Genomic DNA, 13,251 nt, shown 5'->3' on the forward strand with positions numbered 1-13,251 from the left:
GGGATACCCTGGACTAAGGGGAGGACGTTACCGCGTCCTCCTTTATTATGGACAAAGAAAAGACCGCCCCTTGGCGGTCTTTATCCTGCGTTCACAAATTGGATTATCCCAATAAGAACTAACAATAGATAAACGACAATTATAATTAAAAAGCCTAAGTTCAAACCCTTCGAACCACCATGTGGTCTCTTCCCAACTTTCCGCTCCACTGAATCAAGTCGATCTTTAAGTTCTTGTATTTCTTTCTCTAGATCCATTCTAGCCTCCTTAAAGCGTTCTTCAACCCATATATATCCATTCAATAGATACGAACTATATCCTCTTTCTATACTAAGGATTGATACGAGAAATGAGGACTGGCTCTATGCCGGTAGCTTCCTTGTACCGTTTTTTAATGACGTCGCAGAACTTCGGATCAATCTCCATGGTACGGCAGGGCCGGTCCAGTTGGTCACAAGTCATCAAAGTAGACCCGCTTCCGCCGAAGAAATCGACCACCATGTCTCCCTTCTGACTGCTGTTCTTGATCGGTATGGCCAGCAGCTCCAGCGGCTTTTGTGTCGGATGAACGTATTTGCCAACATCACCGCGGGACACTTCCCAAACAGTGGATGGATCCGATTCTTCCACAGGCAAGCCAGCGCGCCATACTGTGGTTTGTCGGCGGTCGCCATACCAAGTTGGGGCCTTCCCTTTTATATGAGCGTAAAATACCGGTTCATGCTGCCAGCGGTACTGTGACCAACCAAATGAAGCTGCGTTCTTTACCCATACGCATTGACTCCGGATGACAATGCCTGCTGCGTTCATGGCGTCCTCGAACTGGCGCTGGTAAGAAGATGGGTGAAAGACGTATATCGCGGCCGTCGGCGCCATATGTTCGGAATACCTCTCGAATACGGAATGCAAAAAGCCCGCAAATTCCTCTGCGGGCATGTCGTCGTTCATTATTGTCCCCCGGCCGTCGGCGGTCAGACGGGAAGAATCACTTTCAACAGCCACGTTATATGGCGGGTCCGTCACAACAAGCGCTGCCAGTTCGCCGTCCATCAAGGATCTTACATCGTCCTGGCTGGTTGAATCACCACACATTAATCGGTGAGGTCCAAGTTGCCAAATATCTCCCCGTTGCGTCTCCGGCTCCCGGATGTCATCAAGCGCCTCTTGAACGTCGAAATCATCCTCCACAACAGGCTCCTCAATCTCCGTATCAGGCATAGTACCGAACTCGGCTATCAGGTCACTGAGCTCTTCCTGATCAAAACCCGATAACGTCAAATCTGCCCCGCTCATTTGTAGATCAGCCAATAGCCTGGCCAAAGCTTCATCATCCCAGCGACCGGATACTTTGTTCAACGCAATGTTCAGAAGCCGTTCCTGCTGATCGTCCAGGTCGACGACACTGACGGCCAACTCCGTATGTCCTTGTTCATGAACCATGATCTTATAACGTTGATGCCCGCCGACCATGTTGCCGGTACGCTCATTCCAAACGATCGGCTCCACATAGCCGAATTCCTCAATGCTACGCTTTAGCTTTTCATATTCCGGATCTCCCGGCTGTAAATCTGCTCTTGGGTTGTAGGCTGCTGCATTGATTCGATCTATTGATATAACTCTGATATCCATTGGTATGACCCCTTTGTTTAATCATAAAAATAAAAATGCCGCTTTATTTGGGCAGCGGCAGCCCCTGCAATCCACTCTTTAACCGCTACAGTCACGGTGGGAAAGGAGGACAGAAGAAAATAACAAGAGCAGAGTAATATATTCATATGATTTAAAAATCTTTTTGACTAAGGCAGATATCTCCGAGTAAGAAATAAATTGAGTTGAGTTGGTTTCTAATATGGATGCACGACAAATAGGAGCACACGCCAACGCTATGCCCCTTCTCTGCTGTTTTCTAAGCATCTTCCGATATTCGTGCCAAAACTACCTGACAGGCTTTAAAATAGATTAGATTTCTTCATTTCAACTAATATTTATACTTTTTCAACAGTTTTTCTAGTTCTTTAGATTTCTCTTCACCAAATGACGATATTTTTTCACGGTACTTATCAAAGAAACCAGCAAGTTGGCCAGGTTCAAAAACAGCTCTACCGTTACCTTCATTCTGATCAAGATGCCAAATATTTAAGTCCAGCCAAGACTTTACCGCTAGGAAATCCCTGTAAATTTCTTGAGGAATGTAATCATCGTTGATATTATTTAAGCTGGCTAGGCATAGCCGTAAGGAGCTGAGTTGCTCATTTATCTGTTTCTCCTTATACTCCCCCTCCTCCATATCCATTAACTTTAAAACAATCCCCAATAGCGCAGCGGCGTTTGATAATTGAATATCAATAACATAATAGCTTTTTACGAAGTTCTGTAATTCATTTATTCTGTTTCGTTTAGCATCAAGTATTGCTTGTCTTTTGAATAGATAAATAGCTATTCCACCGGCAAGCAAACCACCTGCTATTCCACCAAATGTCTGTATCCATGCATTAGCATCTATGCTGTTGAAGAATTTTTCCAAAATTTATCCCCCCTATCGAATCTTTTCGACGGTTATGATTAATTCCCCTTCTTCACATATCGCTGCCTGCTGCAGAACTGCTTCGTGCCAGTCCACTCGCCCCATTCACACCTCTTGCACTTGCCCGGCTGCTTTGGTTTATAACGTGGTCGCTGCAGCTTATTACGTTTTACTGCCATGTCGTCGTTCCTTTCTATTTCTGGGCGGGCTGCCTGCTGTCAGTCTAACCAACCATTGAATCCATTTCATATAAACGTCACGCTCCTATTAGAAAATAAAAAAAGCCGCCCAGGGATGGACGACTACTATCAATTTATGTACTCATTTCTGCGATTTTATTAAGCTTTGAAGCATTCACATACCGCTTTTGAAAGAATGGCGACCGTGCCGGCCGCAGCAAAAACGCTGCGCTCTTTGCTTTAAAAGAATCTGTACTTAGTAACTAGAGAGGAAGAACAAGACCATTTTATCTTGATATAAAAAGTTGTGTCAAAACACCAATCTATCAAACTAATCGAATAACCCGAAAATATCTTACGAATACTTCGTATTTCTCAGTATTAACTAGCCTGCTTTTTCCTTCTTATCTTTCTTCACTTCTTTACTTATTCTCCTCAAAACATTTAAAAATTCATGCGTATCTAAAAAATAGTTCGGATATGCTTTTTTAAGTGATTCAACTGATGATGCTTTTACAAGTACAACTTGTCTTTTGTTATCTCCATCGCTTATTTGCTCTTCTTTCAAGTAATGTTCCGTAGCCTCCTCAAGTCTATCTCTTCCATATGCTGTGTATGTTAATTTCTTCTCATCTGGTTCTAAAACCAATAAATAATAACTGCCTGTTCTTCCATCACTACTTATAGTTTTTAAAGCGTTTCTAAATACATTCAATTTTTCAGTAATCTTCAATCTTTTTTCTTCTAGCACTAGAGTCCGGAATGTTTCTTCTCTCGATAAGTGTTCGTACCCTGGGATCAAACTCTTTCCTTCTAAATAAGCAAATGCAGAGCTGGCCAGTGCAAAAAATGATAACCATTCATCAGGCCCTTCGCTAGATTTTAATGAGGAATTGAGAAATGTCCCCATAGTTTCTACAGCTGTTGCCCACGCATGTTGCAAACGAGTTCGTATTTGCAATTCAATCATAAGGCCATTATAAATCTCAGGATTATTTTTATAGTAACGATAAACCAAATGAATCCCTCTATATCCGGATGGTTTAGGATTATCTATGTAATTTTTCTCATTCACAAGCTGGTGTTTCCACTTGCTATTACTATTCTTGTAGTAATTATAAAGTTCCTCTACTTGACTTAGATCCTCTACAACAGCCCTCAAACCACCTATGTCTTGCATCCTTGATAATTTCATTCCCTTAAACCTGGCTAGTTTACTGATAATTGAGGGTGTTCTTTTTAATCTCTGAGCCACAACTGCGTTTTGATCAATACTCTTCAACTTATTTCTTAAAGTCGCTTGAAAAGTATTGATTGGATATCCATGAACAGCTCTCCAATTATTAAGTGTTTCGTAGGCTTCTATTACCTCTTGGGAGCTTACTTCTGTGTCGTCATTGAAAAATTCTTCACTAAGTATTCTAGAAAAATAATCACCAGCTCTGTCTACTGCTTTTTTTGAATATCTTAATTCAACTTTTTTCATTTTTTTTCGACCCACTTTCATTGCATCCTTTCGTTTAATTTATCACACCATGTAATATTTTGGATACACAATCGAAAAAATAAGAAAAAGCGAGAAGATGTACGCCCCGGTCATATGCCACATTCATGCGGCCGTGCGTGTCATTCTCGCCTTCTTGTTCTCCTAATTAATGTATCATGGAAAATTTCATATGGTGTTTATCTTCAGGTTAGCAGTTCCCGGACAGTTGCATTTATTACATTCCTATTTTATTCAGTTAATTCAATACCAACCAGTTCTTTTGCCTTAAATACTTTTAGTACACCACTCATTATAAAATTATCAGACATACTAATTTCATCTTGAAATTTAGACATATAACTTGGTTTTTGATCATCAAAATACTTTAATACATATTCAAGCGCCTCTGATTTTGTGTAATATGCTGTAGCAAGATCTGATTTAGCGGCTTCTAATTCTTTTTTTACATCCTTCGGCAAATCTTTTGCTATTTTCATCTGGTAATACTGTGATTGAATATTCTTTGCTGCATCTCTTGCCTTTTCTGTCGCTTCATATGCTGTAAAAATATCAACCGTACCTTGGCTAACTCCATTTAAAGCATTTTGATAATTATCCATATATGGTTTCATCGTTTCCTCAATAGCATACATGTCTTTTTCAAATTGTAATACCACTTCTTGATATTTCTTTGTATTATCTTCTTCGGTTTTCGCTGGCTTAGCTGGCGTCGAAGGCTTCACATCTTTTTTCGTAGCTTCTTTAACTGGTACTTCGACAGGTTTTTCTTCTTCGGGTGTTTGTTTGGCTTCATTGGTATTTACGCCTGCTGTTACTGTAGTCGTAGATTTGCTTGTGTCTGCTTGTTCAGTGTTACCTGATGCAGCATTTATTACTTGAGAAAAAGCTAATATAGCCCAAATAGCACCTAAGACTCTTGCAATCTTTCCAATCTTCTTCCATTCAATAAAAATCATGATAAACGGAATAAATATCCACGCTAATATTCTCCAAACCTTCAAAAAAATAACCCCCAATTATATTTTTTAATTCCATTATAGGATAATTGGAAAATATTATCACTACATTTTATGATTAACTATCACAAATTCCGGGCTTTTTCGATTCAATTAATAGGAGATATTACCCGAAATTCTATTAAAAACGATATCTCAGGAACTATATTCTTCACTTCTTCCCAAACTTTATACAGCCCCTCAAAGAAACCAATGAACTTCAATGTGTTTGGTCATGCTCTCTGTTCCCTCAAGAATCTTCCAACGGTCCGTACTGTCGTAAAACTTGATAATAAACAGAAAAAGACGAGAAGAGTTACGCCCCGGTCATATGCCGCATTCATGCAGCCGTGCGTGTCATTCTCGCCTTATTCTATGATTACATCCTATCATGGGTAAACAGTCATGTGATGTTCAACTTTGGTTCAAATTACGTTCAATTCATGTTCATTTCAGTCTAATTCTAGTTGGTCTTACTCTTTGTTTAATTCATTCTATTGTTAAAATTGATTAGTGTTATTAAGCTAACCAGCAGGATTCACAAGCTACTAAGTAGAATAAAGTTAATTTACGAAAGTAGTACAATAAAAGGAGACTAGAAATGGTACATGAGTATTTTAGTGATCGGGAACTTGGCAAGAAAGAGATGAATTCCGAAGAAATTGAGGATTCTGTCTATGATGGCATTATTGCCGTTTACAAGAAATTTCTTAAGAACTTTTCTCTTGAATTCCCTAATACTTGCCCTGATAACGAAATGGTGTGTGGCACGGACGTTCAGCTTCTTAATGCCGCTATAAAAGCACAAATCCCGAACATGGAAACACCCGTCAACGTAAGATGGGACGGAGACAATGAGATTGATAAATATTCGTTGCTTGATTTCGTTGAATTCTGTTACTCAAAAATCGTAGATATCAACGAAAGTGATTGGCATAGTTATTATAAGCATCATCATATTTTCTTTCCTGGCAGCGAAAACGACAAAGAAAAATTCCGCTCCGAAGTGAACCAAATTTTCCAACGTAACGGAATTGTGTTCTATCTCGACAAAGATGGTGTGGTTAAGCGAAAGTTGCCGACCCAATTGGATGCCGTCCTTCAAAACCTCAACGTCAGATCAAAGGACAAAGATTTGAACGAATTGGTAAACGCAGCAGTCGATAATATCCGCAAACCGATGGAATTTGACCGCCGTATAGCTCTTGAGAAAATTTGGGACGCTTTCGAACGATTAAAAACATTTTATAATCCGAGCAACAAAAAAGCATCAGTCCTGACTTTAACAAAGAATATAGCGGCAGGAACATCACAATTTGACGTGCTGCTCGACAACGAATTCAGGGCGCTTACGACTATCGGTAATGAATATCAAATCCGTCATTTTGAACAAGGGAAAATCAAAATAACTACAATGAAACAAGTCGATTACCTATTCTACCGTATGATTTCGTTGATTGACCTTTGTATGGAAAGTGTGAACACCGAACAGTAATAAAACAACTTTAGCGGCAAACTAAGACATTATTTCACCTTAGTTTGCCGATTTTTTTCTCCATTTCTTAAAACTCAGCATCATCTTGCTCAAAGAATCCCATCAATTTCAGTGTATTTGCCATGCTCTCAGTGCCTTCAGCGATCTTCCGACGAATAGTGCTGTCACTCAGACCATGCCGGAAGAAGAGAAGTGTTTCCTTATAGGAGTAACCCTGCATGTACCTGTAATCGACAGCCTTCCTTTCATCATCGTCTTGAATCAAGCTGAATGCCCTACGGAGCTGATGAGTATAAAACTGATATCTCTGGTATACCCAACGCTGCTTCTCAATCAAGATAGTGGCATTGGCTGTCTTGTCGGCGTGTAGATCCTCCTGATCGATGCGACGAGCTGCTTCACCATCAATGGCCACTTGTTTAAGATCCTGTTCGAATTTTTCAAAATCCTGCATGAGCATCGTCATCTCTTTATATTTTCCGAGCAGGAATTTTGTGCGCTGGATCTCCGCATCATTTGCTTTTGGAAAGAGCTCTCCTTGTCCCCATGCCATCGCCATTCCCCTCAATCCCCTTTATGATATAATAATTGAGAGGAATATATTACCGAGTGACCCCCGCCCCGGCCACGGATAGGGGGTCTCATTCATCCGTAATCACTCCTTATGGGTTAAATATTCCTACCGAGGTGAAAATGATGAACGGTAAGAAATTTGTTATTATCATGGTTCTTATTTTGCTAGTGATATGCGCTTGCTCTTTAGTCGTAGCACAACTGTTGAATTCACTTGGTCACCCAGATATATGAAAATCAGCCCTGCCTTTCAATGTGCTGTCTCTCTTAAACGCCTACGTTTAAAGTCAAACCCCATGCGCTCCAACTTTCCTCGAACACCAAGCGCACTTTTTCCTAGCACCGAGCCGATTGTTTCGTAGCTGTATCCTTCCTGAGCCATTCGGAGCAGTGTCTGAACCTCATCAGGTGTATATTTTATTAGGTTATTCAGACGGACCGGCCGCATTTTGAGGTTGAGATCATGGATGCGTCTTTTTATAGACGATTCCGATCGGTTAAACATGCGGGCTAATTCTGGATAGGTGATATCGGTTTTCAGGATTTGGGAAAGTCTCTGGTCATCTGCAGGTGTCCAGTCTACTGATTGACATGTTTTCTGGGATCTTAATTGATCCGCTTTTCGTTTTACTTTCGCCCATTCAGGTTCAGGACCAATTGTCCCGGGTTCCATTTTTGCTAGGTTCAGCAGTTCTTTATGTTTCTCAGCCCATTTCCAGAAGTCGAAGTACGATATAACCAAAACCCTCGCGCTTTGCGCAAACAACTTCTTCCTGGCTGGCATTCCATAACGATTGATCCAATTTTTCATGGTAGAGTATTCTCGACCAAGCGCTTTACCAAGCTGGCAAACCGTTATACCGTCAAAATTCATTCTGGCATCAGATAGCCCCATACGCTGGGCTTTAAGCTTTACAGCATTGACACTTTTTCCGAGGTGATTCGCAATTCCTTTAATGCTTATCACTCCCCACTGATCTTGAAGGTAATCAGCTTCTTCTTTTGTCCAATTCGGGACCCTTGCCACGTCTACACCCCCAATGACTGGAATTCTGCACCCTCGGTATCGTCGATCGTGACTGTAGACATCCCGTCCCATTTCTCACGGATTTCCTTGGCCTTTGATTTAACCGCGGCTGCTTGTTTCGGCTGCAGCACGATCCCCATCGCTTCTTCATAATGCTGAGCTGCCTTTGCGTAGACTCTATTATGCATGTAGTTCATCCAGTTCCAAAATTTATGATTGCTGAAGGTTTTCACCTTTTGAAATACTCGTCTACGAGTCTGTTCATCCACCGTTTAATCCCCTCCCCAATTCAAGAACTGACGTTCTGTTAAAACCATGTATTTAGGTACCCCGGTCTGCTTCGACCGGGGTTGTGACTCTGGTATCTATTAAGCGGCTCCGCCATCTCTCATCATCTTGGTGACCATTTCCTTATACTTCTTCCACTTCGGCTGAATTTGGCTGGAAGGAATGCCAGCAATCTTTGAAATCTCAACCCATGTCTTACCCTCATTCAGACGTTTTTCCAAAAACAATGGGAAATCCAGTGGGATATCTTCGAAAGAAGGACGTTCTTTTAGAATGAACTGTTCCAATGCTTCCTTGCTGATCTCTTCATCACTGGATGGCTGACTTCCTTCAGAATCATTAGTTCCGTCTGCTGCAGGTTCCTGATCAGCATCCTCAAAACTCATCTCATGTCCATCCGGTTTCTCCTCTTCCTTCTGCTCCTGCATCCATTCCGGAAGATCGGAACCTTCTTGTGTTGAACCCTCGCCCATGATTTCCTTTTCATAATCGTTCAGCTCGTCGTTGTCTTCTGTCGGCGAATGATCTCCTTCAGATCCCTCAGGCTGTCCGCCTTCGGTTTGTTCAGTATCTTCCCCTGATCCGGATCCCACAAGGTCCAGCTCGGCCTGATTTTCGTCTTTTTGTTCATCCGGCTGCTCAACTGCTGTCACTACACCGGAAGCATCTGCAGTTACACGCCGACCACCTTGGTAAAGCTTGTAGGCATCGTCTTCATCTTCATCAAAATCGAATGACATCTGCGGATCTCCCAGGAATACGTTGAGCTCTTCCCCTTGGTTGTTACTTAAGAACACCAAATGCGGTAATGCTGCTTTAAGCGGAAAAGTCAGTTTAATCTCAATAGTCGACTCCCCAATTTTGATGCCTTTTGCCAATTCTCCAGTAAGCTTCGCAAAATCTTTCCCCATATCGATCACTTTCCCTTCTTCTTTTTAGCCGGCTTTTTAGCTGGCGGATTTTTAAGGTTATGAATGACTTCCTGTTGCGGTTTGGTCAGTTGCACAGGCTCATGAATTGCTCTTATGACTTGCGCCAAGACAAAAGCATCCCTGACGTTATCACTTGGATGTTCAAATCCCCATCGTTTATAGATGGGTAAGATTAGCTCTTCTTTAGATCCTTTCCCGACCCCGGTCACAAATTTTTTAAGCTGCGTGGGGGCAACCTCGATATACTTTTGCTTTCGCACATATAGACCAATGCGAATTGCCCAACCTATCGCGTATTGTTGTCCCACAAACGAACCCGTTGAAGCGTAAGAAAATCCTTCGATGGCCACTTTGTCGGTTGGCTGGATTAACCGGAGCGTCCTGATAACGACATCGTTGATTCGTGCAGCATCTAACACACCATCGGCTTGGATCTCGATCCTATTCAAGACATTGCCGTTCGGGTCCAATATAGCGACCCCTGTTTTTGTTGAGTGGTCAACTCCGACGTATCGATTCATAACCCCACCTTTTTCAACTCTTCGGCAGCATACTGGTAAGCTGCAGCAGCCGCCTCGTTATCCACGACCTCGGCCTTCGTTTCAAGATCGTCAATAACTCTTTCGATTTCGTCTCTTACTTCCACGTTTCTTGGCCCTCCTTTTTCTGTTGGACTTCGACCATCCGCGGAGCACGAAAACTTCTCCAATTTGCCGACCGTCGTTGTCATAGAAGATTTCCCAGGGTGACTCTTGAAAAAACGGATCGATTCGAGCTTCACTGCGCAAGCTGTCCGCCTCCGATCTTAATAGCGAGTTCAAACTCATTGACACCCTCGTCAATCTCAGAAGATTCCATGCCCGAGAACTCGATAAACAGTTCCTGACGATCGGGAACGTTGCCAGTATTCATGAACCGGTGTCTCATGTATTCGAACACGCTCCACTTGCTCCAAGGACTCCCCATCAGGCACCTCGGCGGATGGAACGTTTCTTTAATCCGCTCTTGCTAATCAGAAGCAACTCATTCGGGGTATCCTGGACGACTAGCCAGGAGTCCGGAACAAGCTTCCATGCCTTCATTTCTTCCTTCTGCTTACGAGTAGGTTTTGTTGGCCTCGTTTGTTTGCCCAATGTTATTCCTCCCTCACGCCCATTGGCGCTTATCCATATTGACCACCTTGTTCTGTTTTGGTGGCTGCGGACTGGGATCCGAATGCACCCGATCGTAATTGACGAATTTATTGAATTGCTTCAGGAACACCAACTCAATTGTTCCAACTGGGCCGTTCCGCTGTTTAGCTATGATGATTTCGATGATGTTCTTCTTCTCGGATTCCTTGTCGTAGTAGTCATCCCGGTACAGGAAGGCCACGATGTCTGCGTCCTGTTCGATCGATCCGGATTCTCGAAGGTCGCTCATCATGGGACGCTTATCCTGCCGTTGCTCCACGCCGCGGCTAAGCTGGGAAAGCGCGATAATCGGAACATCCAACTCTTTGGCCAGCTGTTTCAATGTCCGGGAGATCTCCGAGACCTCTTGCTGCCGGTTCTCTGGCCCACGACCCTTGCTGCGGCCGACGATCAGTTGCAGATAATCGATTACGATAAGTCCAAGTCCTTCCTGCTTCTTAAGGCGCCGGCATTTCGACTGGATATCATGCACCGTTATTCCAGCTGAGTCGTCGATCAAAATATTCGTACCACCGAGGACACCAGCAGCCGAGGCCATTTTGCTCCAATCATCTTCAGCCATATCACCCATCCGGAGTTTGCTTGCTTCCAGATTCCCTTCTGCGCTGACCATTCGGGTCACCAATTGAGCAGCCGACATCTCCAAACTAAATATCGCTACGGGATCCCTACTCAGAAGTGCTACATTCTGCGCAACGTTGAGAGCAAAAGCTGTCTTCCCGACAGATGGCCGGGCAGCGACAATGATTAAATCGCTACGTTGTAGACCGGCTGTGATTAAATCCAAATCTGTGTACCCAGTTTGAAGTCCCGTAACATTACCTGTCTTATACGCCTCTGATTTAACCTCTGTCGTCTCAATGACTTCCACCAGGACGTCATTGATTCGTTTGAAATCCTTCTTAGGAGCTGCTTGATCTGCCAGTGTTGTCGCAACTTGCTGAGCTGATGTGACTAGGTGTTGTATATCCTCACCGGCCATAGCAGCCTGTATCCCGGCCATACTTGACCGAATATATTCACGAAACATGTACTTGGTTAGGACTGACTTGACGTAAGATTCTATATTTGCTGTCGTCGGAACTGAGCGAGCCAGATTTGACAAGTAGCTGACGCCACCTGTATCTTCAAGCTCTTTCTGATCCTGCAGACGAGAAGCCAACGTCACCAGGTCGATCGGCTGCCCTTCCTCGGCGAGTTCCAACATTCGGCTAAAGATGATCTGATGCTCTGCACGATAAAAGGCGTTCGGGACCAGTGCTTCAACGTACTCGTACACATCCGGATTGACCAGGATTGCACCGAGTACCGAACACTCAGCGGCCAAATCATGCGGCATCTCGGGTAGGATCATGTCATGCACGTTTGAGCTTTGCATATACTGCCTCTTTCCAGCCTGGCGGAGGTGGGCACGCTTCTTCTCGAGCACGAGCACGTTCAGCGAAATACTCCTGGGTGAAGGATTTCATTCGGTCGCGCTCGATCTGTTCCCCCAAGCTCCCTCGGATCTCTGACATGCCGGGTGGCCATTTGTTTGTCTTGATGTGTTGTTCGACATTATGCAAAGCTGCGTCAAACGGGAAATCTTTGAGATATTTCAAGTGACGATCAATCTCTTCGTCACTATCGTTAAATTGCGGATACTCTTGTTTGATTTCGATGAAAAGGTCGATTACCTCAGCTCTGTTCACGCTGTCGTTCCTCCCTTGCTCGTCTTCGTAAGTTTTCAAGCGCCTGCTGCTGCTTGCTCATTCGTTTCGGTTGCTCTGGCGTTCCCTGGGCGACTCCAGCCATCGGAGGACTGGTGGTTTGGGAGTTCTGCCACGCTTCTTCTATTCCGTCCACGTAGTACAAAAAGCTGGTCGGGTATTTAAAGCTCTCTCCCTCTCGTTCACGCTTTGCCTGAAGCAGGCTCTCCATAGTTCGGATGGTAAAGGGTACCGGCATCCCCCCGGCGACCATCTTACCCATGGCTTCGCGTTCTTTTTGTCTAACATGGAAATCAAGCTTGTTATTCAATTTGCAATAAGCGTTTAAAATGGCAATCATTCCGTCTATCTGAGGGTCAGCATCTTCCTCATGCCATTCCCTAGTAGTAGGAGTAGTAGTAATAAGATCTTTAATATCTTTTAGATCAGACATATTTGTCCGATCACTACCCGAAAATGACGTCTGATCGGACATTTTTGTCTGTTCAGTTTGTTTGTGATCAGACATATTTGTCTTATCACCGTCGATGTGATCGGACATTTCTGTCTGTTCACTTCCGGGTGATCGGACATTTTTGTCCGTTCTCTTTTTGGAGTTTCTGACCCAGAGTATTAAGCCTCTTGGAGCCCTGGTCACTCGTATGTATTCATGTTGCTCTAGGTTGTCTAACCAGCGGCTCACAGTTTTTTCATTGACTCCGAACCTTTCGGATATCTCTGATAGCTTCATAGGCTTGTTCCCAAGGACGATGCCCCAGACTGTTCCCTCGTCTTCTCTCTCCGCTGTCGTGGAGCTCACGCACCAAAGGAAAAGCCATATCGCGCTGCC

The 13,251-nt window shown here is 43.6% G+C and carries 17 protein-coding genes; 1 reads left to right on the top strand and 16 read right to left on the bottom strand.

Annotated elements, in window-relative coordinates:
- Nucleotides 1-330 precede the first annotated feature (330 nt).
- The 5 genes from PAEVO_RS14195 to PAEVO_RS14210 form a co-directional block, all read right to left on the bottom strand.
- On the bottom strand, nt 331-1,629 hold the full coding sequence (locus PAEVO_RS14195; RefSeq protein WP_100538122.1) for a site-specific DNA-methyltransferase: 1,299 nt from the start codon (nt 1,627-1,629) through the stop codon (nt 331-333).
- Between the two features lie 349 nt (nt 1,630-1,978).
- Complete coding sequence (locus PAEVO_RS14200; protein ID WP_100538123.1) at nt 1,979-2,524, bottom strand: hypothetical protein; 546 nt, start codon at nt 2,522-2,524, stop codon at nt 1,979-1,981.
- A gap of 38 nt (nt 2,525-2,562) precedes the next feature.
- Complete coding sequence (locus tag PAEVO_RS33805; protein ID WP_165789663.1) at nt 2,563-2,703, bottom strand: hypothetical protein; 141 nt, start codon at nt 2,701-2,703, stop codon at nt 2,563-2,565.
- 385 nt (nt 2,704-3,088) lie between these two features.
- Nucleotides 3,089-4,189, bottom strand: a complete 1,101-nt coding sequence (locus PAEVO_RS14205; protein ID WP_100539456.1) for a RelA/SpoT domain-containing protein — start codon at nt 4,187-4,189, stop codon at nt 3,089-3,091.
- A gap of 248 nt (nt 4,190-4,437) precedes the next feature.
- On the bottom strand, nt 4,438-5,211 hold the full coding sequence (locus PAEVO_RS14210; protein ID WP_100538124.1) for a hypothetical protein: 774 nt from the start codon (nt 5,209-5,211) through the stop codon (nt 4,438-4,440).
- A 595-nt stretch (nt 5,212-5,806) separates the two neighbouring features.
- Between PAEVO_RS14210 and PAEVO_RS14215 the strand changes: the two genes are divergently transcribed.
- Entirely contained in the window at nt 5,807-6,700 is an 894-nt protein-coding gene (locus PAEVO_RS14215; RefSeq protein ID WP_100538125.1) for an AbiJ-NTD4 domain-containing protein, read from the top strand.
- Nucleotides 6,701-6,767: 67 nt separating this feature from the next.
- Here PAEVO_RS14215 and PAEVO_RS14220 read toward each other — a convergent pair whose 3' ends face one another.
- The 11 genes from PAEVO_RS14220 to PAEVO_RS14255 form a co-directional block, all read right to left on the bottom strand.
- Nucleotides 6,768-7,259 (bottom strand): hypothetical protein, encoded by a 492-nt coding sequence (locus PAEVO_RS14220; RefSeq protein WP_243390767.1) that lies wholly within the window; start codon nt 7,257-7,259, stop codon nt 6,768-6,770.
- A gap of 264 nt (nt 7,260-7,523) precedes the next feature.
- Nucleotides 7,524-8,300, bottom strand: a complete 777-nt coding sequence (locus PAEVO_RS14225; protein WP_100538126.1) for a hypothetical protein — start codon at nt 8,298-8,300, stop codon at nt 7,524-7,526.
- A 2-nt stretch (nt 8,301-8,302) separates the two neighbouring features.
- Nucleotides 8,303-8,569, bottom strand: a complete 267-nt coding sequence (locus PAEVO_RS14230) for a hypothetical protein (RefSeq protein ID WP_100538127.1) — start codon at nt 8,567-8,569, stop codon at nt 8,303-8,305.
- A 99-nt stretch (nt 8,570-8,668) separates the two neighbouring features.
- A complete protein-coding gene (locus PAEVO_RS14235) occupies nt 8,669-9,499 on the bottom strand; it encodes a hypothetical protein (RefSeq protein ID WP_133120327.1) in 831 nt (276 codons plus the stop codon).
- Between the two features lie 5 nt (nt 9,500-9,504).
- Nucleotides 9,505-9,990, bottom strand: coding sequence for a hypothetical protein (locus tag PAEVO_RS14240; RefSeq protein WP_243390768.1), 486 nt, complete (start codon nt 9,988-9,990; stop codon nt 9,505-9,507).
- Between the two features lie 47 nt (nt 9,991-10,037).
- Nucleotides 10,038-10,166 carry a hypothetical protein gene (locus PAEVO_RS34650; protein ID WP_279300453.1) on the bottom strand — a complete coding sequence of 43 codons (129 nt, stop codon included), beginning with the start codon at nt 10,164-10,166 and terminating at the stop codon, nt 10,038-10,040.
- A gap of 131 nt (nt 10,167-10,297) precedes the next feature.
- Nucleotides 10,298-10,486 carry a hypothetical protein gene (locus PAEVO_RS33810; protein ID WP_165789592.1) on the bottom strand — a complete coding sequence of 63 codons (189 nt, stop codon included), beginning with the start codon at nt 10,484-10,486 and terminating at the stop codon, nt 10,298-10,300.
- Entirely contained in the window at nt 10,486-10,653 is a 168-nt protein-coding gene (locus tag PAEVO_RS33815) for a DUF6906 family protein (protein ID WP_165789593.1), read from the bottom strand. Before PAEVO_RS33815 ends, PAEVO_RS33810 begins: the two co-directional genes overlap by 1 nt.
- A gap of 13 nt (nt 10,654-10,666) precedes the next feature.
- Nucleotides 10,667-12,091, bottom strand: a complete 1,425-nt coding sequence (gene dnaB, locus PAEVO_RS14245) for a replicative DNA helicase (RefSeq protein ID WP_100538130.1) — start codon at nt 12,089-12,091, stop codon at nt 10,667-10,669.
- A complete protein-coding gene (locus tag PAEVO_RS14250; protein WP_100538131.1) occupies nt 12,069-12,404 on the bottom strand; it encodes a replicative helicase loader/inhibitor in 336 nt (111 codons plus the stop codon). The genes dnaB and PAEVO_RS14250 overlap by 23 nt, the downstream gene beginning before the upstream one ends.
- Entirely contained in the window at nt 12,391-13,152 is a 762-nt protein-coding gene (locus PAEVO_RS14255; protein ID WP_243390769.1) for a MarR family transcriptional regulator, read from the bottom strand. Before PAEVO_RS14255 ends, PAEVO_RS14250 begins: the two co-directional genes overlap by 14 nt.
- Nucleotides 13,153-13,251: the final 99 nt, after the last annotated feature.

It is taken from the genome of Paenibacillus sp. GM2FR, assembly GCF_002803325.1.
Taxonomy (GTDB): Bacteria; Bacillota; Bacilli; order Paenibacillales; family Paenibacillaceae; genus Paenibacillus_AQ; species Paenibacillus_AQ lautus.